The sequence below is a fragment of the Vibrio sp. SCSIO 43009 genome (assembly GCF_023716525.1).
In the GTDB taxonomy this organism is placed as follows: Bacteria; Pseudomonadota; Gammaproteobacteria; order Enterobacterales; family Vibrionaceae; genus Vibrio; species Vibrio alginolyticus.
The window spans coordinates 862,863-885,520 of sequence record NZ_CP071842.1 but is presented as its reverse complement, the minus strand read 5'-3'; the positions used below and the strand labels follow the sequence as shown (position 1 = coordinate 885,520).

The following is a 22,658-nucleotide window of genomic DNA, read 5'->3' as shown; positions in this document are numbered from 1 at the left end:
AAATTATAAGAATTCGTCAGCACCGCCAGACAACATGAGCTCACCAGCATCCGCCATTCGACGGGCAATTGCTAAGATTTCTTTCTGAGCGGCTTCTACATCTGCCACTCGTACTGGCGGCATCGCTTCTATGTCATCACGCATCATATCAGCAGCACGTTTAGACATGTTCTTGAAGACTTTCTCACGTAACGAGTCATCTGCACCTTTGAGTGCTTTTTGCAACACGTCTTGTGGTACGTCACGCAGCAACTTCTGAATACCTTGGTCGTCCACCTCGACTAAGTTTTCGAAGACAAACATTAGGTCTTGGATTTGCGTCGCCATGTCTTCGTCCTGATCGCGAATTTGTTCCATCAACAAACCTTCGACGTTGTTGTCTAGGTAGTTCATGATCTCCGCTGCTGCTTTCAGGCCGCCAATTTTGGCTGCTTGTGCACCCGCTTGACCCGCGAACTGTTTCTCCATGATTTCGTTCAGCTCTGCCAATGCTGATGGCTGAACTTCTTCAAGGTTGGCAATACGCATCATCAGATCCAAACGCACGCGCTCAGGGAACTGAGACAAAATCTCTGCAGATTGGTCTGCTTCTAAATAAGACAATACGATAGTTTGAATCTGTGGGTGTTCATTGACAATAATGCTCGCCACTTGGCGTGGGTCCATCCATTTCAAAGAATCCAAGCCTTTTGAGCCCGTACCAAGTAGGATCTGGTCAACTAAGTTGTTGGCTTTGTCTTCACCAAGAGCGGCAACCAGTGCATTACGCATAAAGTCTTCGCTGCCCATACCAATGTTGGTGTATTTCTGGATATCCTCCAAAAACGCACGATGAACAGCAGATACCTTGTCTTGGCTGAGATCCTTCGCGCGAGCCATCGCACTACCAACACGCTGAACCTGTTTTGGTTCTAGGTGACGGATAATGCCAGCTGCATCTTGTTCATTAAGGCTCAGTAGCAAAATTGCCGCTTTTTCTTCGCCAGTAATGGTTGAAACATCCAGCTCTACTGGCATTCCCGCGGCGTTGTCATCTTGAGGTACGATATCGTTAGCCATTGTCATTCATCCAGTTTTTCACTACTTGAGCAGCCAGTTCAGGTTCATTCGCAACCAGAGCGCGAACCGCTTTCAATACATCTTCATCTTTATGAAGGTTTGGCAAATCAATACTTGAGCCAAACTCGAACAGTTCGCTGCTTTCGATGTCACTGCCAATCAAGCTAGTTTCACCATCCGCACCAATCGGCAAGCCGTCTGGTCCGTACATTTCGTCTTCATCATCGCTGGTAGGGTTAAGCAATTTCTTCATTGCTGGGCGAACCAGAACCAACACAACCACAATAATCACTAATGCACTTGCGAACCAACGAACCCAATCACTGAAGTTAGGGTGCTCCCAAATTGGTGGTTCTTCTAGCTGCTCAGCCTCTGGCTCAGCAAACTTTACACTCAATACATTCAGTAAATCGCCACGACCTTGATCAAAGCCGACGGTACCAATTAATACTTGGCGAATGGCATTGATTTCAGATTCGGACATTGGGGTATAAGTCACTTCACCCGTATCAGGGTTAACTTGACGACGGTCTTTAATCGCAACAGAAACGGTCTGACGAGCCACCGTCCCGGTCTGCTTTCGCTCGTGGCTGATGGTGGTATCTAGCTCAAAGTTACGCGTGGACTCTTTACGAACTGAACCCTGCCCCATGACAGAACCATCTTTCATTTGAGCCACATCTTGCGGAATTGAGGCATCCGCTGGAGGCTGATTACTCAACGCACCCGGAATACCCGCAACCATGTTACCGTTATTGTAATCTTCGAGTGCGTACTCACTGCGGGTCGCAGGGGTGTTCGGATCAAAGCGTTTGCGAGTTTGTTCAACCGCACTGAAATCCATTTGTATATCAACCTGCGCCGTATAGTTGCCATAACCTAAAATCGGTAATAGTACGGAATCAATTTTTTCGCGCAGCGCTTGCTCTTGGCTGCGTTCTAATTCTTGTTCTTTGCGTCGTGCCGCAGAAGCGGGATCTTGGGAGCCTGAGCTGAGTAAGCGGCCATGCTGATCTGTGACGGTAATTCGAGAAGTTTTCATTCCCGGCACGGCACTAGCCACCATGTCGACAATAGAATCCACTTCTTGCTGCTTAAGGTTCGTGCCTGTCGACAATGTCAAAAATACCGACGCAGAAGCTTCTTGGTTATGACGCACAAACACGCTGTGCTTTGGCAGTGCCAATAACACTCGTGCTTTGCGAACTTGCTTCATTTCTTCAATTGCTTGAGCCAATTGGCGCTCTCGACTGAGTTTGAGACGCTCTTGCTCGAGACGTTGTGAAACACCAAAACCCATGTCTTGCAGCAAAATATCATCGCCCGCTTCTGTAGCTTGGTTAACGCCGGAACGAACCATGCCAAGTTTGATCGAGTTGTACTCACTCGATTCAACAGAAACAGTATTGCCATCAAGCTTATAATTGATTTTCTGCTGGTCCAGATAATCCAGAACGGGGATCAATTCTTCGGTCTCATACGCACCAAGTGGGCGCATCTCCGGTTCTTTGACCCAAAAGAACAGCATCACGATCAATGCAACACAGATGGATATCGACAGCACAAGCACAACCTGACGAAGTAAATCGAGGTCGCCCACTGCCATATCGAATTTTGACGCACTACGCTCCTCTAGATCTGGATTTTGACTCTCCACATCCACATCGGAACTTGCTACCAGTGCACCATCTGAGCCGCCTTCAGTGACGGTTAAATCTGTAGACTTGTCTGCCACACTTATTACCTAAATTACACTGGCATGTTCATGAGATCTTTATATGCCTCAACGAGTTTATTGCGAATTTGAACCGTCGCATCAAAAGCGACACTAGACTTGTTACGAGCGATCATAACGTCAGAAAGGGATACATCGGCATCACCACGATCAAAACGGGTTTGTAAATCACCAGATGCTTTTTGAAGTGTGTTCACGTTATTGATGGCTTTAGTTAGGAGATCGTTAAAATCCGCTCCAACTTTCGCCCCACTTGCAGTAGGAGCCGTATTGGTTGCTTCTACCATCATGGCGCGCATTTCTGCCTGAATACCATCAATTTTCATTAGCACCTCTAAGCCAAAAGATTGACTATTAACAAAACTGATTATTGACACAGCAATTAACGTGCCATAAGACATTAGCAATCAATTTACTTACACTTTTCGTCTTATGGCCGTTGTCTGTGTTAATTCGGGATATCTATACCAGCATCACGCATTTTGGCAAGCTTATAGCGCAAGGTTCGAGGGCTTATACCCAGTTTCTCCGCCATTTCTTTGCGTCGACCATTACACTCAACCAAAGTCTCCAAAATAATGGCGTATTCTTGATCGCGCAGCTCGCTGCCTAAGCCTTCTCCACCAGTTACTGGGCGGCTGACACTCTCAGCTTGAGCAACTGGCTTAACATTGGGCACGACCATATCTGCATTTTGCACCACGTGTTGCAAGCTATTGGCATCTTGCCAATCTACGCCCTCGAGCAAAATGTGCTCTGCATCGATGTCGCCATTTTCACTTAATATCAGCGCTCGTTGAACCACGTTATCCAATTCACGAACATTACCCGGCCAAGGGTATTGCAATAGTTTTTCTAACGCAACGGCCGAGAATTGAGGCACTGGCATGCCCATTTTGCTGCAATGACGCTCAGCAAGATGCTTGGCAAGCGGTGCAATATCGCCTTTACGTTCTTTAAGTGCAGGCCACGCAATTGGGAATACATTCAGGCGGTAATATAAGTCCTCTCTGAAGTTTCCTTCTGACACGTATTGCTTAAGATCACGGTTACTCGTCGCTAACACACGAACATCTAACTTGATGCTTTTGCGACTGCCTAGGCGCTCTACTTCTCGCTCTTGCAAAACACGCAACAACTTCGCTTGCAGGTTCAGGTCCATTTCGCTGATTTCATCAAGCAAGATTGTGCCACCTTGCGCTTGTTCAAACTTTCCTGGGCATGCCTGAACAGCACCAGTAAATGCACCCTTTTCATAGCCAAACAGTGTTGCTTCGAGCATATTGTCAGGAATCGCGGCACAGTTAATTGCGACAAAAGGACCATTTTTACGATTTGACGCGTTGTGAATATAACGCGACATCACTTCTTTACCTGAGCCACTCGGACCTAGCACCATAACATTCGCATCTGTACGTGCCACTTTATCGGCCAACGCGAGTAAGCGCAGACTTTTCTCATCAGCAACGATAGCATCACCGTTGTCATCACTTTTTATCGGTGCATAACGACTGACCATATTTAGCAACACTTCTGGTGCAAATGGTTTCGCCATGTAGTCAATCGCGCCATCTTTCATTGCAGACACGGCATCTTCAATGTTGGCGTACGCCGTCATTAGCAATACTGGTAAGTTAGGCCAATTCTGCTTGATGCTTTTGAGCAGAGCTAAGCCACCCATACCCGCCATTTGCACATCAGAAACGACGATATCAACCGTATTCGATTTCAGCTTCAACAGTGCATCTTCAGCACAGTCCGCTTCCAACCACTCATACCCTGCCAGAGCCAGAGTATCGACTAGGGCTTCACGAAGACCTTCATCGTCTTCTACGATCAGCACTTTGCTTTGCGCCATTATGATTCTCCAGAAATTGTTATTACCAAAAGCCGCTTATTGCGCTTCTGTTTGCACTCGCTCTAGCGGAATGCACATGGTGAAGCAGGCTCCATCACCCTGCTCTGAAATAAGCTCCAATCGACCGTCATGGGCACGGCAAACCATTTGAACAACTGCCAACCCTAATCCAGTTCCTTGAGAACGTGTGGTAAAAAATGGCTCCATGATTTTGGCTTGCAGTTCTTCGGGCACACCCGGTCCGCTGTCTTGCACAGAAATGCGTAACTCACCATTTACTGGGCGGAAAAAAATATCGACTTGCGATTCTTTACCAGACATTTGAATCGCATTCATGACCAGATTACTTAATGCGGATGCAATGGCGTTCGCATTGCCTAGTAGCTCAGTTTGTTCTTCTTCCACTTCTAGGCAGTAATCAATACTGTTGTTTTTTAGCGCGGTTTCGACCATCGGCTGGTATTCCGCTACCAACTGGGCAATCGTGAATGGCTTAATGACTTTATTATCACCACCTTTAGCAAAAAGCAGCATATCATTAACCTGCTTTTCCAAATCGTGCAGTCGATCCATTAATTTGGTTTGGAAGCGATCTTTTGTCGCTGGAGGAAGATTTGGCGCTCCCAAATTGGATGCATATAACATAGCGCTCGACAGCGGCGTTCTTACTTGGTGAGCAAGCGACGCAACCATACGTCCTAACGACGACAAGCGCTGTAAATCACTGACACGAGCTTGAAGTAAACGGGTTTCGGTTAAATCGGTAATCAGGATCAATTGACCTGTTGTGGACGCCGAGATGGCGAGTCGAACTTTACGGCCATTACGTAATGAAACTTCATGGCCATCATCTTCACGTGGGTCAAACACCGCCTGGATAACGTTGAACCATTTTTCGTTAACCAGTGGAATCTCAAGAATTCGGTGCGCTTCTGGATTTGCTTCACGCACTACTCCGTACGTATCGAGCAAAATCACTCCAGCAGGCATCACATCGAGCACCTGTTTGTAGCGCTCAACCTGATTCTCTACGGAATCTAAATGGGATTGATTGGTGTTGTTATCCATTACTGCCTGTCGAAATATCGCCGCTAAAACTAAAATAGCTTGGTAAGCAATTAGCGTACCAAGCTATTTTTTATATTTATCAGGACGTTAAGCTATCGACAATAAGTTGACACTCAGAGATAACGGTTTTGGATGCCAGAAAAACGATGTTAACTAGCACAAGTGATAATTCAGATATCGTCTTAAAACTTCACTTTACCTAGCGCTGTAAGTTGTACTTACGCATTTTTTCCACCAGCGTAGTACGTCGCATACCCAGCATGTCGGCCGCTCTTGCTACAACGCCACCCTGCGCTTCTAATGCTTGGCTGATCATATTAACTTCTAAATCAGCCAGCAGCTCTTTCAAATTAACCCCTTCCGGTGGCAGCGCTTGCGGGGCGTTCATGCTGTGATCAAGGTCGTCTTGATCTTCAAAGCTAAAATCTTCAGAGAAGATATCTTGGAATACATCACGCTCTTGCTCTTCCACCGAAACAAATGGGTTGCTCTCTGGTTGGAACTCTGGGATGTCACTGTAGCGATATTTGGTTGGTAGATGGTTTACATCCACCAAGCTATTTGGATACAGAATAATCATTCGCTCAACAAGATTAGCCAACTCGCGTACGTTGCCCGGCCAGTTATGCTCCATCAGTGAGTTGATTGCACGAGGTGTAAAGCAGATAGGTTGTCCGCCCTCCGCCTCTAAACGTGTCATCAGTTCTTGCAGCAGCAATGGTATATCTTGTTTGCGCTCTTTCAGCGCTGGCATCTCAATTGGAAACACGTTCAGACGATAGAACAAGTCTTCTCGGAACGTACCTTCTTCAATCATATTTTCTAGATTACGGTGTGTCGCCGCCACAACTCGAACATTTACCTTGATGGTACTATTGCCACCTACACGTTCAAAGCAGCGTTCTTGCAATACACGAAGCAACTTTACTTGCATCGACATTGGCATATCGCCAATCTCATCAAGAAAGATAGTGCCACCGTCTGCGAGCTCAAATCGACCTTTACGGGCAGTTAACGCACCAGTAAACGCGCCTTTTTCGTGACCAAATAATTCGCTTTCTAGGAGCTCAGGCGGTATTGCACCACAGTTAATAGGTACAAATGCGCCATCGCGGTATGAAGAGTGATAGTGGATGTTACGCGCAACAACTTCTTTACCCGTACCGGACTCACCTAAGATCAACACGTTTGCTTCCGTGTTTGATACTTGCTCGATCAGGTGTCGAACTTCTTGAATACCTCTACTTTGACCAACTAAGCTGCGAAAAAGCGTGTTTTTGCGTGCACTAGCAACAACATTCACTCCTTTTCGCCCCAGAAAATCTTTGCAGTGGCGTAACGCTTCACTAAGCTGTGGGTAATTAAGCGGCAGCTCTAGTTCACCAACAAAATTTGGAAGATCATCAACAGGCAAAGGAAAACGGCCCATGACTAGAAGAGGGATGTGGTAAGCGCTGTTTAAATGAGAGATAACCGTACTCGCCGCTTGACCTGCTGGAATATTACCAACAATACAGCACGACCATACGCTAGACCAATCAACATCGCTGAGCTGATCAGAACTGACCGCTTCGCAATTTTCTCCAACAAATTCCAATATATTGCTTAAATTTAAACGACTTGATGCGTCATCATCAATTACAAGCAGCTTTGCCAAACCATGCATAAGTAAGAATGATTGCCTTTATTTTAGGTGCGTTGCGGCCAAACCTTGATTTGCGCAATTGGGTGCTAAAGAAGGCAGAACCACCACACTCAATTTACGATAGACAAAATAGGAAAATCAGCAACAAAAAAGCCATTAGGGCTACTAATGGCTTCTATTTTATTTGAATATAAAAATAAGGCAACTAAGCAATGGAGAGGTGTGAGCTTGATAGAAACTTTGCTACACAACTCGTTGCGCAATTGACAAATATATTCGTCTAGTATCTTAACGCATTGTTTTGACTATTAAATACCAACTTCAGCAGCGGTAAGATTATGAAACTCTGTTGGGATTTGGTCCCAAGCGGACTTGATCTCACGGATAATGTCGATAACGTCGTCGATCAGCTGAGGCTCATTTTGATGGTTAGCAGCAGAAATTTGCGTGATCATAAACTCATACAGTGAATCTAAGTTTGAAGCAATATCACCACCGTCATCCATAGATAGACAGCTGCGTAGCGCGATAATGATGTCTAACGCTTTACCTAAGCGCTCACCTTTTGCTGGAATATTGCCTGCTTGCATGGCTGCTTTACCTTGAATAAGGCGCTCAATCGCACCAGCCATAAGCATTTGAATGACTTTGTGCGGAGAAGCCGCGCTAAGCTGGCTGTCGACTGATACCTTTTTGTATGCTTGCAAAGAACCGCGCATAGTAATCCTCTTTTAAATAAATTTTTTGTACTGCTGAAGTGAACGCTGGCCATAACGAAACTTATGGAGCTCTTTTCCGACCTTTGACGTTTCCGATTGCATCAGCTCGACAATTCTTTTGGTACGAGTTAGCAATGCTTGCCACTCTGCATCCTGCTTAACCAAAGGATTTTGATGAATAATTGGTAACAGGTTTTGCAATAACCGTTCCCTGATATCGACCAAGCGAAGAATTTCTTCAGCATTAAAATCAATTTTTTCTAATTCTTGCGTAATTAGTTGATCTATATCACTAATTTCCATGAGTTCTTTTTGCATTTATTAACCCAACGCACTCATCAAAGCGCCTAACTGGCCCTGCATTTTACCGGTCGCATCTTGCATCGCGGTAAACTTCGCATGAGTACGCTTCTCTAGGCTTTCCATGCGGCGATCTAATGCCGCTTGATCGTCACTCAAACGGTAGTTTTGTTCTGTGAGACTTTTTTCTCGAGTACGAATACTGCCTGTAATACCTGTGATACCGTGAATCGCATCTTCTACTCGTTTAGCAAAACCTGTGTTGCCACCGAAGAACTTTTCTAACTCGTTGAAGTTATTGTTCAACTGGCGGTCTAGCATGTCATAGTTGATTTCTAGGGTGCCTTGACGTGTGGTCGTAATGCCAAATTCTGTTAAGGACTTTAGGTTTTCAGGTGCTTTATCGATTCGAGTAGAAAAGACCGATTTTAATCGTGAATCTGCACTGCGTACGGTGCTGTCACCTGACAACGGCCCTTTTTGACCAGTTACCGGATCCACACTCGCCAACGCTTGGGAGGTTTGATAAAACGAGTTATACGCTGCCACAAAGTTTTCGATATCGTTGCGTACACTTTGACGGTCGTACTCGACACCAATTTCAGCAGGCGGTTTATTCGGTTCTGATTTGCCTTTTAGTGTTAAATCAACACCTTCGATCGCATCTTCAATCACATTGTTGTGGCTAGATAGCTTTGCCACGCCATCAAGCAGAACTTCTGAATCTTGCCCTGCTTGTACTTCTGTCATCCCAAGGTATTGTTCAAAAGCAGATTGTGCCTTTGCGATTTTCGCTTCTGCTTCATCAATTTTTTCCAGACGCTCACGTTCTTGAGGATCAAGTTTAGCGCGATGAATTTGCTTAGCTTGCGCTTCGGAAAGTTCACCACGTGCCACTTTTTCGTCTAACGCTTGCTTTTCACTCGCAATTTTTTGCTCGATTTCTGCTTTTTCTTGCTCAAGAAGCTGCTTAGCCTCTTTCGTCGTAACGTAAGAATCGGTTAGGGTGCCCGATGCGGCATTATTCCAGCCTGGTACATCTGGTGCCTTCTCTATTGCCTTTTCGTCGAGTTCGAGCTCTGGTTCTTCATAAGAGTCCAACAAAGTACCTGACGCAGTTTCTGTCCACCCTGGAATTCTGTCTTCAGGGCGTAAGCTCGCGCGTCGGTTGGCTTCATCAATGGCTTCTTGACCAGCTTTGGCTGCTTCTGCACCCGCCGCAGAGATTGGCGCCTGCGATGCATCATCTTGTACATCGTCTGCCGCTTTTTGCTCTTCTGGAGGTAGAGGATTGCCGTTTACATCCAGCTCTTCTGCTGGTTGTTCCGGAAATTTAAGAGGACCTAAGACATCTTCCGCCGCTGAACGAGCTTCTTCAAGCGCGTTGACGCGGTCTTCAAGTGTTTGGTATTCGAAATATTTAAGAGGGTTGCCTTTTTCTGCCTCCACACTGACTCTGATTTGATGATCCTTACCAGAGAGGTTAGAAGCAAGGATAAGGCGTGGACCTTCGACGTCGTTAATAAGAGATGCACGAACGCCAGGGTTATCTTTAGCGCCATTGATGCCACGTACGACATCGATGAGCTTAGATCGGGAACGAACATCGATATTAAAACGCTCATCACCAAGCGAAATCTGCAGCTTACCAGGGCCAAATTTTGCGTCTTCTGGCAATACGTCAGAAGCGACTTTATGGCTCTGAGCAAGCTGCAACACATCGATAGCATATTTGCCAGCGATAGCATCTGTGGTTGCCGTGGCAGATACGATATTGTCATCGGTCGTTTCGACAGTGCGAACGGCAAATGCTTTCTCCTGGCGAAAGTTCGCCATGAGATTTTTCATCGTATCCAATGATTCTCTGAGTCGTCCGTAAGCACTGATACTGGCATTAATTGTCGTGCGTTCGTTGTCGATGCGTTGCTGCTTTGGTACGCGTTCGGCATCCACAATTTTGCTGACCATGGAATTAATATCCATGCCGCCAGACATCCCCAAAGGGCCTAAACTCATCAAATCACCTCTAAAAACGACTTACACTTTTTCAGTCAACAACCCGCTGTTGGCTGTGTGCTCAGCTAGGCGACGCAATACCACTAGCATTTCTTCATCAGGAATTTGACGAATCACGTCACCGGTATTGGCTTCATAAATCGTCACCACATCTCGTCCGGATTCTTCATCCACTCGAAATGCGACTCCTTTGTTTATGGACGTTACAAATTCATTCATTTGTGCGACCAATTTTTCACGTTCTTCTTTGTTCAGTTCTTGACGGCTTTCAGCCATCTCGATCGCAGCTTGAACAGAGAAATCGTATTCGGTGTTTTTCGCTTTTTGCGGCGAAATCTCACCATTTGAATTTGCTGGGCTAGACGTGCCTATATCATTGCCATTTTTATTTGCAAACTTTGTGCCATTAGGCGTGCCGTAAGGCTGGATGTTCGATGCGTAGGAGGATATATCCATTACAATCTCCCTTCCACCTTATGGGCTAACGATAGAATCTATCGCTTTGGTGCCCCAGCACTAAGGTGTTGACCTCAGGCTGGGTTTACCACTTAGCCCAACAAGCTTAGCGCTGCAGATGGAGACTGCTTCGCTTGAGCCAGGATTGAAGTACTTGCTTGCTGAAGAATTTGCGACTTAGTCATCGCAGTGGTTTCCTTCGCGTAATCAGTATCTTTAATACGGCTTTTAGACGCGTTAACGTTCTCGTTAATGTTGTCTAGGTTGCTGATTGCGTGGTTGAAGCGGTTTTGGAAAGCACCGAGTGAAGCTCGTTGGCTGTCTACGGACTTAAGAGCACCGTCGATAACCGCTACTGCTTCTTGAGAGCCAGCTACTGTGGTTACATCGATGTCTTTCACTGTTACGTCTTTCGGGCCACCAAAGCCGATCTCGTCTGCTAGGTTGCCAGAAAACTCAACATCACCTTCAACTTTTTGAGAAGAAGCAAATACTTGTAGTTTGCCATCTTCGCCAACAGAGGCTTTTACATCATCGTTTTGACCGTTGATGTATGTCGCTAGCTGCTCAATATCATCGCCTTGCTTAGCGCTGATTGATAGCTCTTTCTCTTCACCCTGCTTGTTGGTGTAGCTCATTTTGAACTCTGTTTTCTCACCAACAGTCCAAGATGCGTCCTTACCCTCTTCTGCTGCGTAGCTCTTACCACCCATTGCTGAAGTGTCTGAGCGTAGGTTACCCATAGAAAGCATCACTGCTTCACCTGAGTCCGCACCGATTTGGAAAGATTGAGTACCGTAAGTACCGTTTAGAAGCTTGTTACCACCGAAAGAGGTAGTTTCTGCAATACGGTTTAGCTCATCGTTTAGCGCTGTTACTTCTTCTTGGATCGCTACACGTTCTGCTTTTGAGTTAGAACCGTTCGCAGATTGAAGCGAAAGATCACGCATACGTTGTAGGATGTTGGTAGATTCATTCATTGCACCTTCAGCAACCTGTGCAATAGAAATACCGTCGTTTGCGTTTTTCACTGCCATGTCTAGGCCACGGCTTTGTGCATTCAAGCGGTTTGAAATCTGTAGACCTGCAGCATCGTCTTTCGCGCTATTGATTTTATAACCCGAAGACAAACGCTCCATTGATTTTTGTTGACCGTCAGCTGCCTGGTTTAGGTAACGCTGTGCAGTCATCGCAGAAACGTTAGTATTAACGTTAATCGCCATAATTGATCTCCTTAAGGCTTTAGTGAATGTACCGTCGTGTCTCTCACCTCACTTAGGTACATCTCATTTCTCTCAGTCCCTTTAACGGCGACCGATGAATATCCTTTAGAAGAAATTTTCAATTTTTTGCGATTATTTTCTTTGGCTTACTGAAATGTGATGAAGCTCTAATGTCGTGATTCGCAGAAATCCTGGGGCCCCAAAAGACAGAAAAAAACCCAGCCGAAGCTGGGTTTACTCGCTCATCTCTCACCACGAGCCAATGAGGTTCTCGTCTTAGGTTTGAAATTAACCTAGCAGACTTAGCGCTGAGTTTGGCGCTTGTTTCGCTTGCGCAAGGATTGAGCTTGACGCTTGCGATAGAATTTGTGACTTGGTCATTGCCGTCGTTTCTTTCGCGAAATCTGTATCTTTGATACGGCTCTTCGACGCGTTCACATTCTCGTTAATGTTGTCCAAGTTGCTGATTGCATGGTTGAAACGGTTCTGGAAAGCACCCAGCTCTGCGCGGTGGCTGTCTACGTATTTCAGTGCCGCATCGATGATAGCAACAGATTCTTGTGCGCCACCGACTGAGGTTACGTCGATAGTATCTACCGTCACTTTTTTACCTTCGCCCAAACCTAGCTCACCAGATAGGCCGCCTGAAAACTCGACTTCGCCTTCGACTTTGTTGTTGCCAGCAAAGATTTGCAGTTTACCGTCTTGGTCTACTGAGGCTTTCACTAGGTCAGTTTGACCGTTAATGTAAGTCGCAAGCTCTTCGATATCGTCACCCGCTTTTGCGCTGATGTTGATTTCTTGCTCTTGGCCGTAGCTGTCCGTTAGGTTGATTTTTAGGTCGTTCTTACCTTCAGCAACGTTCCAGTCTTTACCTTTACCACTTTCAGCTTGGTAGCTCACACCGCCCATCATTTTGTTGTCTGAACGCATGTCTTTTAGCTCAAGCATCACTGCTTCACCGTTATCTGCACCGATTTGGAACGATTTCGCACCGTGTGTGCCGTTTAGTAGCTTGTTACCACCGAAAGAAGTGGTTTCTGCGATACGGTTTAGTTCGTCGTTTAGCGCGGTCACTTCTTCTTGAATCGCAACGCGCTCTGCTTTCGAGTTTGAACCGTTTGCTGATTGCAGAGACAAGTCACGCATACGTTGAAGAATATTAGTGGTCTCATTCATTGCACCTTCAGCAGTTTGTGCAATCGAGATACCGTCGTTCGCGTTGCGAACCGCTACATCCAAACCACGGCTTTGTACGTTCAAACGGTTCGAGATTTGTAGACCCGCAGCGTCATCTTTTGCGCTGTTGATTTTAAAACCTGAAGACAAACGCTCCATAGAAGTTTGTTGAGCTGAGTTTGCGTTGTTTAGGTAACGCTGAGCGGTCATCGCTGATACGTTAGTGTTTACATTCACTGCCATGGTGATTTCTCCAATTGATTTTCCGGTGTAGCGGTTTCCGACGTCTCGGAAAACCAAGTAGTTCTCTCAAAGTTACTTTTATTAACGGCGCATGCCCTGTTTTCTTTAGAGAAAATTTTGTATTTTTTTGAAAATAATTCGTTTGGAGGGGTAATCGTGACAAAGCGGATAAAAAAGCAAAAAAACTTTCATTTTTCGCTAAAGCTTCTTTTCGAATTGTCGATACAGGCAGGTTTTACGTTAAATTCGGGCAAGGCCGTTCATCAGCCAAGCAAGGTCAATGCTAGGTTTGGCGCTTGTTTTGCTTGCGCCAGAATAGAGGTACTGACCTGTTGTAAAATCTGTTGCTTCACCATTTGCGTAGTTTCTTTGGCATAGTCAGTGTCTTGGATACGACTGTTGGAAGCGGCTAAGTTTTCGTGGATATTATCGAGATTATTGATCGCATGATTAAAGCGGTTTTGATACGCGCCTAACTCCGCACGACTGCCATCTACCGTTTTCAAAGCATCATCTAAAATGCCGACCGCCATCTGAGCGCCACCGACCGTGCTAATATCAATACTATCTACCGTTCTATTTACGGTGACATACTTGCCAAGTTCTAACTCATCAGCCAGGCCACCACTGAAGGTTGGTCCAGGGTATTTTATGGCGTCCTTGTGGGACATGAGTAACTGCAGTTGCCCCTCTTCATTAACAGACGCTCTCACTTTATCGGTTTGCCCATTAATGTAAGTCGCGAGTTCTTCTATATCGTCGCCAGCTTTAGCTTCAATACGGATCTCCTGCTCTTCAAAATTGTTATCACGGTAGCTGATAACAATTTCATTATTTCCGTTTTGAACCGTCCAATCTGAACTGACTCTTTGATATGAGCTCATTGAAAAGCTACCTAAAGATTCCGGCTGCATGGTCCGCAGGCCAATTTGTACCGCTTCACCAGCCGTTGCACCGATTTGAAAAGACGATGTACCGAATGTGCCATTCAGCAATTTACGTCCGCCAAAGGAGGTCGTTTCTGCAATACGACTTAACTCATCATTTAAAGCAGAGACTTCTTCTTGCAGTGCAGTACGCTCCGCTTTGCTGTTTGAACCGTTAGCTGATTGAAGCGACAAATCACGCATACGTTGCATAATGTTAGTCACTTCATTCATCGCCCCTTCAGCGGTTTGCATTATAGAAATGCCGTCATTCGCGTTACGTACCGCGACATCCAAACCACGCATTTGCGATTGCAGACGGTTGGAAATTTGCAGACCCGCAGCGTCATCCTTTGCGCTATTAATACGCTTCCCTGAAGACAAACGCTCCATGGATTGATTCAGCATATCCGTTGCACTGGTCAAGTGACGCTGTGCGACAAGTGCTGCAACATTGGTATTAACGGTGATCGCCACGAATAAAGAGTCCTAAAATTAAGGCTTTGAGTACTTATCGACCAAGTAACAGAAAAGTTTAGTGTTTTTTGAAAAGAGATTGGAATAGAAATAGAAAACAAAAGCCCTCCATTGGAGGGCTTAAGAAATAAAGTCTGACAACTTACTTGATGGCTAGCTCTGCGAGCATTTCTTGCGAAGGCGCGAAGAAGTACGCACCAGTTACCGCTGTTGTGAAACGAAGCATTTGGTCTGTTTTACCATCTGTCACGCCGTACATACTTTCTAGCATCACTTTAATGTTATGAAGTGTATTGCAGTAAGAAATAAACAGCAGGCCATGAGGCCCTGTCACCGTCCCGTATGGTAAGCTGTGGCGAACAATCTTCAAACCTTTACCTTCTTCTTTGATATCAACTCGACCAACGTGTGATGCAGCAGGAACGTCTTCTAGCTCGATAGAGTCTGGCTTGGTACGACCAATCACTTTTTCTTGCGCTTTGACATTCAATCGATTCCAAGCGGCAAGGTTATGTTCAAAGCGCTGAGCCATAACATAACTGCCTCCAGCAAATGGGCCCTCTTTTACTAGAGCCACATCAGCGCGAGCCTCCCCTTTCGGGTTTTCTGTGCCATCAATGAAGTCTGTCATATCACGAGCATCAAGGTAACGGTACCCATATGTTTCGTCCACAATGGTGACATCTTGTGCCGTCTCTTCTAGGAACTTACGCAACACGTAAAAATGCAAGTCGTGACGAGTCGAGTGACAGTGAATCAGTACATCGACATCCGATGCAGGCGCTACGATGTCCCCTTCGCCAAGTTGAGTAAAATCAATAAGCTCTTCTGGCGCGTCTACATTAAGGTGTTCCCAAAACGATTTTGTGAATGCGATAGAAAGCGTCAGCGCTGCACCCGGCTGGGTAATGTTTAACTCTTCCACCAACTTTGGCAGTGCTTTCAGTTTTTCTAATACGTTTTCACGGTTTTGGTTCACTTTGAGTTGAGTGTACAGTGCAAATGGCCCGGCTTCTGGCACGATCGCCGTTTGAGCTTGTGACATTGAGGTTTCCTCTATTACTTTGCCCCAGAGTGGGAAGTTATTGTTTTTAATTCTTTGAATGCTGCTGTTCATCGTGCGCCAATTGTGGCACATGAAAACAGTCTTTTACCCATCTTCCATTTAGAAGATAGATCATAAACCAAGCTAATAAGGTAATGGTAAGGGCGTTTGCCCAATTAAACACTCCATGTTCTAGGTACACATGATACATGGTCTGAGCAAGTTGAATACCGCACAAGATCAAAGTGATCTCGCGACCATAGCGAGTAATTCTGTTTACCCATCCTCTGTCGGGATGACGAAGCCCCATTAACCACATAAGAAGCAAACTTGGAATGCCCATCGCCAAACCTAAATACAACGTACTTGAATCTGGGTAAACAATAGCGAGTAGCTTGCTGCCACTATCACGACTTACACCAGCCATGGCAAACACCACCCATGAACGCACAAGAAACATCCATCCCACCCATAAAATGATCGGCGCCTTTAAAAATCCATGAGCGTCATATTGGTCAAACGAATAGCGCACAACATCTTCTTCTTTATGTGATAAAACGCCACTTTAACCTATCGTTTCAGAGTTGCAAGCCAACAAAGATGAGAACTGAAGTTCATTTCAGCACCTTACACAGGTAAACTAAACAAAGATTTACAGCGACGTTGATGAGAAACATGAAAAAAAGAACTCCAGCCACCCCTGTGCCTTCTCAAGAAACACAAGCCGAAGCGATGAGAATTGCTAAATCCACGCAAAAGCCCGGCCAAACCAAAGAGCAAACCAAGCTCATCGCTCAAGGTATCGAAAAAGGCATCGCGCAATATAAGAAACAACAAAAAGAGCGCAACCGCCAAGCCGATAAAGCGAAGAAAAAACAGCAACGTGAAAAACAACGTCAGCATGAAGAGATTATCGAACAAGACAATATCACCGACGATGCGCCAAACCATTCATCAAGCAAACTGCCTTGGACACTACTTGTCCTGAGCTGGATTGGCTTTGCTGCTTACATAGTATTGGGGAAATAGCTAATGAAACGCCTGTTACTTGGACTTTTTGTCGTGCTTCTAACGGGTTGCACGATGCCTTCTCACCTTACTCATGCTCAAAGTCAAGATGTTCATATTCGCATTGACGCGCAATTCGACCCTGAGCGATGCGAATACAAAGGCGAAGTCACCGGAAGTGAAGGCCATTGGTATAACTACATTTTCATGACTAATGACGCGATGATGCAAGGCGCGATGAACGATTTAAAAAACAATGCAGCGGCTATCGATGCGGACACCGTTTTTATGGTTTCCCCACAAGATTTTATCACTTCATTTAGCGTGCTGGGTTCCGCCTACCGCTGCAATGGATGAGGCCTGAATATGAAAAAAGCCAGCAATTGCTGGCTTATGCACGAAATCCAAGACTGCTAGCGATATCTCTCTCCCGCTCTAGAACCCATTGGCTATCAAAAGGCCCCCAATCTGAAAGTTGATAATAGCCGTCATTATGACGTCGGCCATCTTGAACGAATATGAGTTCAATGCCGATCCCAGGTAACGCCTTGAGTACATCTTGAATAGTACGACGAGGCCACCCCGTTTTTTCGATCAACTTTGGCACATTCGGCCTTTCTAGGTTTTCCACCAACAAGGCCAAATATAGCCGCCTTGCAAAAACAGGACTCAATTCCATTGACACCTCCTAAAATTGTGCTGATTCATTATTTCGTTTTTGCTCAGCGAGGTGTTGCGTTTGATCAATAACTCGACTTTTCCATTTGATTTAGACGAATTTTTATTCGATTTATAGCGCATTCATCGTAAATAAGTTATGTGACATTAGTTATCTCAATCTATCTGAAAATATTTTCCACCGCATTTTGTCAGTTTGATTGCTTCTTGATAGGATGCTTTAACAGCCCAAATCACTTAAGTGCGTCTTAACCGCGCCAGTGAAAAATAGAACAAAGAAAAAGGAAACACTATGTCGATTACCATGTTTGGTATTCCCAACTGCGATACGATCAAAAAAGCCAAGAAATGGTTAGAAGCCGAGGATATTGCTTACGACTTCCATGACTACCGTAAGCAAGGCATTGATGCAGAAATGGTAAGTGAATTTTGTCGCGCTTTAGGTTGGGAACAGGTGCTCAATAAACGTGGCACAACCTACCGCCAATTAGCGCAAGAGCAGAAAGACACACTTAACGAGGAAAACGCCATCGCTCTTTTGGTAGAAAACCCTGCGATGATTAAACGCCCAATTTTAAAAGTGAATGATCAACTTCATATCGGTTTTAAAGCTGATCAATACGCTAGCATTTTCAACTCTTAAATAAAGGAATACTCAAGGATGACAGACAGTCCAGTATTGGCACTTGCTAAAGATCTGATCAGTAGACAGTCCGTAACGCCGGAAGACGCAGGTTGTCAGGATTTGATGATCGAGCGCTTAAAAGCACTCGGGTTTGAAATTGAAGTGATGGTATTTGAAGACACCACGAACTTCTGGGCTCGACGTGGTTCAGAAGCGCCGCTATTTGCGTTTGCTGGCCACACCGATGTGGTACCAGCTGGCAAATTGGAACACTGGAATACACATCCGTTTGAACCGACCATTATTGATGGTTACTTGCATGGCCGCGGCGCAGCTGACATGAAAGGGTCACTAGCTGCTATGGTCGTTGCTGTCGAACGCTTCATTGAAGAAAACCCAGACCACAAAGGCTCAATTGGCTTTTTGATTACGTCAGATGAAGAAGGGCCATTTATCAATGGTACCGTTCGCGTTGTAGAAACGTTGATGGAACGTGGTGAGAACATCGATATGTGTATTGTTGGTGAACCATCCAGCACCGAAGTGGTTGGCGATGTAGTGAAAAATGGACGCCGTGGATCCATCACTGGTGATTTAACGGTAAAAGGAACACAAGGCCACGTGGCCTACCCTCACCTAGCCAGCAATCCAGTGCACGAGTCTCTACTCGCGATTCATGAACTCGCGACGACAGAATGGGACAAAGGGAATGATTACTTCCCACCGACCAGTTTCCAGATCCCGAATGTATCGGCTGGCACTGGTGCGTCTAACGTTATTCCTGGCGAGTTCCATGTTCAGTTCAACCTACGTTTTAGTACTGAGCTTAACAATGACGCAATTGTTCAGCGTGTTACCGAAACATTGGACAAGCATGAGCTGGACTACGACCTAAAATGGACATTCAACGGTGACCCATTCCTGACCGATACGGGCGCACTGCTAGACGCGGTTGTAGCTGCTGTGGCCGAAGTCAATGATACGAAGCCAGCGCTACTTACAACTGGCGGTACGTCTGATGGTCGTTTTATTGCTCGAATGGGAGGTCAAGTCGTAGAGTTAGGCCCTGTTAACGCTACGATTCATAAAGTGAACGAGTGTGTGAAAGTCGACGATCTTGAAAAGTTGACGGACATGTACGAAAACACGTTGAAACACCTATTGGCGAAGTAATCAGCGAGAACACAATGACACCAGAGCAACTCACCGGAATCACTGATTCTCATCTTCAATCCACACTAGTGGGGCAAAAGGCATTTATGCTTCACCCTAAAGTAGTCAATGACTTATTGAAGATGATTAATGCCGCAACCGAAGCAGGTTTCAAAATGGAAATCGCCAGTGGTTTTCGTGACTTTAATCGCCAAAAAGCCATCTGGAACGGGAAGTTTTCTGGTGAGTTGCCAATTCTCGACATAAACTCCCGCCCTTTGAATAAAGCAGAGTTAAATGACGAAGAGAAATTGATGGCCATTTTGCGCTGGTCGGCATTGCCCGGAGGAAGTCGTCATCATTGGGGTTGTGATTTTGATGTCTATGCGCGCAATTTATTGCCTGCTGACACCAAACTCAAGTTGGAACCTTGGGAGTATCTTGAAGGCCACCAGCAAGCGTTCTACCAATGGTTAAAAGCCAACCTTGGTCGGTTCGGTTTCTTCTTCCCTTATCAGCATGATTTAGGTGGCGTTTCGATTGAGCCTTGGCACATTAGTCACCGCGCTGTCGGGCAGCAATGCCTCGAGCAATTGACGCTTGATGTACTCAGAAGCCAGTTGATTAAACAAAATCAGACCGACAACATTGCAGGGATTGACGTCATACTGAATAATTTGGATAACGTCGTTGCCAAATTTATTCACAATATCACGCCGCCGGAGGCTCTATGATAGAAATACTAACCAATCCTTGGGTCATTATTATTGTAGTGTTGAGCGTGGTCATTGGTAATATTGCCGCACTCAAATATACCGCAAAAATGAAGTTTGGTCAGATGGATAAAAGCCGTAAGAACGATTTAGATAAGCTGAACACATTGGATAAACAGCGCTACGCTGAAGAAGATAAAAACAAAAACGAGCCTCGTTAGTTACTCACCAGCTTCATCTCGACACATTTAATCTAAACATCAAAAAAGGGACCACTAGGTCCCTTTTCTATCATTAAGTAAACACGCCGCGTTAAGCTCGCTTTGTTTACTGCTTCACTGTTGCAGCCAATACAGGCGCTAGTGATTTCAAAAACTCTTCTTCTACTGGCTTGCCAGAGGAGTCGGTGATATTGATAGACGTACGGTTGCCTAAATCACCAAGTAAGAATGTGTACTTACCAGCGGCTAACTCCACTGGTTTAACGCCGATATCGTTCCAGAATTCATCATCCGGAGACGCATATTTCGCAGTGATTGTACCCTGAGACTGGCTACGCTCTTCAATCTTAAAGCCCATCTTAGGTAGAATATTAGGCAGACGTTGCCAAAGCATGTTGTATTGCGCACGCGCGATAATCACAGGAAGTCCGCTGCGGTCTTTACCCATTGTGATTGGGATCTGTTTAACCAACTCTTGCGCTTTACGCTGTGCTTCTTCACGCACTTCTTGATCGTAGCGAGCGGTGACCAAGTTCGTCATGAACACATTGTAGCGCTCACGGTTGGTCGCCGTTACTTCTTTCACTTGATTGCCTTCACGCCAGTCAATAAGGCTCACCTTAAAGCCGTGTCGACCGTTTGCTTCAGCGCGTACGATTTCATATCGGCTGCCAATTTCTAGCTCTTCATCTGGCGAATCCCAAGTCACCCACCCTGTCTCGATGCGAGAGTCTGTTTGGCTTTCAACTGGAATCTCGTTAGCCGCGACCATGTTTTGCACCGTTTGCCAAACTTTATCTAGTTCATCTTTACGAAGTAGCCAAAGTGTCACTTCACCATCACTGCTGCGGTCCAAACGTGCACCGGGAATAAGCTCTAGGACTTGTTGAGGTGGACGAATGTCGACATCTTTACCGACACCACCAGCGTAGTTACCCTGAGGGATCTCGTAGTTAGGGTAAAACTGAGGCTGTGCACCCTGTGGGACATTCCACTCACCCAAATTTGGGGAGTTCAAATACTCGAAGTCATCTTTTGCTTGACGACGTTGATTGGCACCACCTGAACAGGCAGTCAATACGAATACAGCTAATGAACTTAACACTAACTGGCTTGAAAGCTTCATCTATACTCCTAAAACACCGAGGGCGCTTTGGCCCCCAGTATGAACTTCAATCCTAGTAACTCAATCTTATAGCTCAATCTTAATAAATATGGGCGTCTGTTAGCGACTGCTCGACGATCGGCTGCGATTTTTCAGAAAGCGTAGTTAAAGGAAGACGCAAACCACCTTCTTCAATCAAACCAAGCTTTTGCGCTGCCCATTTTACTGGGATAGGGCTTGCTTCGATGAAAAGGTTTTTGTGTAGAGTCATCAAGCGTTGGTTAATCGCTTCTGCTTCTTCGTACTTACCTTCACTTGCCAAATGGAACATGTCTGCCATGTCTTTAGCTGCAATATTGTTCGTTACCGAGATAACACCATTGCCGCCAAGTTTCACAAAATCCAGCCCTGTCGCATCATCGCCACTTAGTAAGATAAAATCTTCGCCACAAAGTTCACGATGAATTGCAATTCGTTCCAAATCGCCCGTTGCATCTTTTAGAGCTACGATATTATCAAGCTTTGACAAGCGTGCCACTGTTTCTGGCTGCATATCAACAGCAGTACGGCCTGGTACGTTGTACAAAATTAGAGGCACATCACTCGCTTCGGCAATTGCCTTGTAATGTAGAAACAAACCCTCTTGAGTTGGTTTGTTGTAATACGGTGTCACACTCAGGAAGCCAGCAATACCAGAATCAGCCAGTAATTTGCTAAATGTTACTGCCTCATGGGTTGCATTTGCACCCGTGCCAGCAATCACAGGGATGCGACCGTCGGCAAACTCAACAGTTTTATTAACGACCTTTACATGCTCTTCAATGGTCAGTGTCGCTGACTCACCTGTTGTGCCTACTGCCACAATACCGTCTGTACCCGCTTCAACGTGGTACTCTACTAGCTTTTGCAGACCGTCAAAGTCTACTTCGCCATCTGCTTTGAATGGCGTAATCAGCGCTACGATACTTCCTGAAAACATGTTTATCTCCCTCATTTAACTCTTTCTGCATGGTACTGTAATGCGATTGAAAAACACAAGAGCGTAAACTCGCTTACAAAGTACAAATGAATGAATAATTACCAGTTGTTAGAGGTCTAGCAACTTAATTGCTCTATTTGGTTTGATTAACGGCAATATTGATAATCGTGTTGGGCTTTCGAGTGACTTTAGAATCTATCAGTGATTTGGAAAATACTGAAGAGCACA

The 22,658-nt window shown here is 45.4% G+C and carries 24 protein-coding genes; 6 read left to right on the top strand and 18 right to left on the bottom strand.

Annotated features, from left to right (window positions below; all coding sequences use genetic code 11):
• Nucleotides 1-3: 3 nt before the first annotated feature.
• The 15 genes from fliG to J4N43_RS04105 form a co-directional block, all read right to left on the bottom strand.
• Nucleotides 4-1,059, bottom strand: coding sequence for a flagellar motor switch protein FliG (gene fliG / locus J4N43_RS04175; RefSeq protein ID WP_005380470.1), 1,056 nt, complete (start codon nt 1,057-1,059; stop codon nt 4-6).
• Nucleotides 1,052-2,794, bottom strand: coding sequence for a flagellar basal-body MS-ring/collar protein FliF (gene fliF, locus J4N43_RS04170; RefSeq protein WP_005380462.1), 1,743 nt, complete (start codon nt 2,792-2,794; stop codon nt 1,052-1,054). The genes fliG and fliF overlap by 8 nt, the downstream gene beginning before the upstream one ends.
• Before the next feature lie 14 nt (nt 2,795-2,808).
• On the bottom strand, nt 2,809-3,120 hold the full coding sequence (gene fliE, locus J4N43_RS04165) for a flagellar hook-basal body complex protein FliE (RefSeq protein ID WP_005384482.1): 312 nt from the start codon (nt 3,118-3,120) through the stop codon (nt 2,809-2,811).
• Between the two features lie 122 nt (nt 3,121-3,242).
• On the bottom strand, nt 3,243-4,652 hold the full coding sequence (locus tag J4N43_RS04160; RefSeq protein WP_054576279.1) for a sigma-54-dependent transcriptional regulator: 1,410 nt from the start codon (nt 4,650-4,652) through the stop codon (nt 3,243-3,245).
• A 36-nt stretch (nt 4,653-4,688) separates the two neighbouring features.
• Nucleotides 4,689-5,720 (bottom strand): sensor histidine kinase, encoded by a 1,032-nt coding sequence (locus J4N43_RS04155; protein ID WP_005380459.1) that lies wholly within the window; start codon nt 5,718-5,720, stop codon nt 4,689-4,691.
• 199 nt (nt 5,721-5,919) lie between these two features.
• Nucleotides 5,920-7,386, bottom strand: a complete 1,467-nt coding sequence (locus J4N43_RS04150; protein ID WP_005384490.1) for a sigma-54 dependent transcriptional regulator — start codon at nt 7,384-7,386, stop codon at nt 5,920-5,922.
• Nucleotides 7,387-7,673: 287 nt separating this feature from the next.
• Nucleotides 7,674-8,084, bottom strand: coding sequence for a flagellar export chaperone FliS (fliS, locus tag J4N43_RS04145; RefSeq protein WP_005380457.1), 411 nt, complete (start codon nt 8,082-8,084; stop codon nt 7,674-7,676).
• Nucleotides 8,085-8,096: 12 nt separating this feature from the next.
• Nucleotides 8,097-8,402 (bottom strand): flagellar protein FliT, encoded by a 306-nt coding sequence (locus tag J4N43_RS04140; protein WP_005380456.1) that lies wholly within the window; start codon nt 8,400-8,402, stop codon nt 8,097-8,099.
• Between the two features lie 3 nt (nt 8,403-8,405).
• Nucleotides 8,406-10,400, bottom strand: a complete 1,995-nt coding sequence (gene fliD, locus J4N43_RS04135; RefSeq protein WP_062730486.1) for a flagellar filament capping protein FliD — start codon at nt 10,398-10,400, stop codon at nt 8,406-8,408.
• Nucleotides 10,401-10,421: 21 nt separating this feature from the next.
• Nucleotides 10,422-10,856, bottom strand: coding sequence for a flagellar protein FlaG (gene flaG / locus J4N43_RS04130; protein WP_005384493.1), 435 nt, complete (start codon nt 10,854-10,856; stop codon nt 10,422-10,424).
• Between the two features lie 92 nt (nt 10,857-10,948).
• A complete protein-coding gene (locus J4N43_RS04125; RefSeq protein WP_005380449.1) occupies nt 10,949-12,079 on the bottom strand; it encodes a flagellin in 1,131 nt (376 codons plus the stop codon).
• A gap of 288 nt (nt 12,080-12,367) precedes the next feature.
• Nucleotides 12,368-13,501, bottom strand: a complete 1,134-nt coding sequence (locus J4N43_RS04120; protein WP_005380447.1) for a flagellin — start codon at nt 13,499-13,501, stop codon at nt 12,368-12,370.
• A 263-nt stretch (nt 13,502-13,764) separates the two neighbouring features.
• Nucleotides 13,765-14,904: a flagellin gene (locus J4N43_RS04115; protein WP_053349786.1), complete on the bottom strand. Its 1,140-nt coding sequence runs from the start codon at nt 14,902-14,904 to the stop codon at nt 13,765-13,767.
• Between the two features lie 142 nt (nt 14,905-15,046).
• Complete coding sequence (locus J4N43_RS04110; protein WP_005394322.1) at nt 15,047-15,949, bottom strand: Dyp-type peroxidase; 903 nt, start codon at nt 15,947-15,949, stop codon at nt 15,047-15,049.
• 46 nt (nt 15,950-15,995) lie between these two features.
• On the bottom strand, nt 15,996-16,481 hold the full coding sequence (locus J4N43_RS04105) for a DUF2919 domain-containing protein (protein ID WP_025768263.1): 486 nt from the start codon (nt 16,479-16,481) through the stop codon (nt 15,996-15,998).
• Nucleotides 16,482-16,624: 143 nt separating this feature from the next.
• Between J4N43_RS04105 and J4N43_RS04100 the strand changes: the two genes are divergently transcribed.
• Both J4N43_RS04100 and J4N43_RS04095 read left to right on the top strand, forming a co-directional pair.
• Nucleotides 16,625-16,978, top strand: a complete 354-nt coding sequence (locus J4N43_RS04100; RefSeq protein WP_005380437.1) for a DUF2956 domain-containing protein — start codon at nt 16,625-16,627, stop codon at nt 16,976-16,978.
• Between the two features lie 3 nt (nt 16,979-16,981).
• Nucleotides 16,982-17,314 carry a DUF4156 domain-containing protein gene (locus J4N43_RS04095; RefSeq protein WP_005380435.1) on the top strand — a complete coding sequence of 111 codons (333 nt, stop codon included), beginning with the start codon at nt 16,982-16,984 and terminating at the stop codon, nt 17,312-17,314.
• Between the two features lie 34 nt (nt 17,315-17,348).
• Here J4N43_RS04095 and J4N43_RS04090 read toward each other — a convergent pair whose 3' ends face one another.
• The gene (locus tag J4N43_RS04090) at nt 17,349-17,636 is read right to left on the bottom strand and encodes a winged helix-turn-helix domain-containing protein (RefSeq protein WP_005380433.1); all 288 of its coding nucleotides are present in this window, start codon (nt 17,634-17,636) and stop codon (nt 17,349-17,351) included.
• Nucleotides 17,637-17,927: 291 nt separating this feature from the next.
• On the opposite strand from J4N43_RS04090, the gene J4N43_RS04085 reads away from it, so the two are divergent.
• The 4 genes from J4N43_RS04085 to J4N43_RS04070 are packed head-to-tail and all read left to right on the top strand — an operon-like array spanning nt 17,928 to nt 20,346.
• Complete coding sequence (locus J4N43_RS04085; RefSeq protein WP_005380431.1) at nt 17,928-18,278, top strand: ArsC family reductase; 351 nt, start codon at nt 17,928-17,930, stop codon at nt 18,276-18,278.
• An 18-nt stretch (nt 18,279-18,296) separates the two neighbouring features.
• Entirely contained in the window at nt 18,297-19,433 is a 1,137-nt protein-coding gene (gene dapE, locus J4N43_RS04080) for a succinyl-diaminopimelate desuccinylase (protein ID WP_053349787.1), read from the top strand.
• Nucleotides 19,434-19,447: 14 nt separating this feature from the next.
• A complete protein-coding gene (locus J4N43_RS04075; RefSeq protein WP_025768261.1) occupies nt 19,448-20,146 on the top strand; it encodes a M15 family metallopeptidase in 699 nt (232 codons plus the stop codon).
• Nucleotides 20,143-20,346 (top strand): DUF2897 family protein, encoded by a 204-nt coding sequence (locus J4N43_RS04070; RefSeq protein WP_005380425.1) that lies wholly within the window; start codon nt 20,143-20,145, stop codon nt 20,344-20,346. The genes J4N43_RS04075 and J4N43_RS04070 overlap by 4 nt, the downstream gene beginning before the upstream one ends.
• A gap of 106 nt (nt 20,347-20,452) precedes the next feature.
• Here the strand turns inward: J4N43_RS04070 and bamC are convergent, their stop codons facing one another.
• Together bamC and dapA are read right to left on the bottom strand one after the other, a co-directional pair.
• Nucleotides 20,453-21,472, bottom strand: a complete 1,020-nt coding sequence (gene bamC, locus J4N43_RS04065) for an outer membrane protein assembly factor BamC (RefSeq protein ID WP_005380424.1) — start codon at nt 21,470-21,472, stop codon at nt 20,453-20,455.
• A 79-nt stretch (nt 21,473-21,551) separates the two neighbouring features.
• Entirely contained in the window at nt 21,552-22,430 is an 879-nt protein-coding gene (dapA, locus tag J4N43_RS04060; RefSeq protein ID WP_047102853.1) for a 4-hydroxy-tetrahydrodipicolinate synthase, read from the bottom strand.
• Nucleotides 22,431-22,658: the final 228 nt, after the last annotated feature.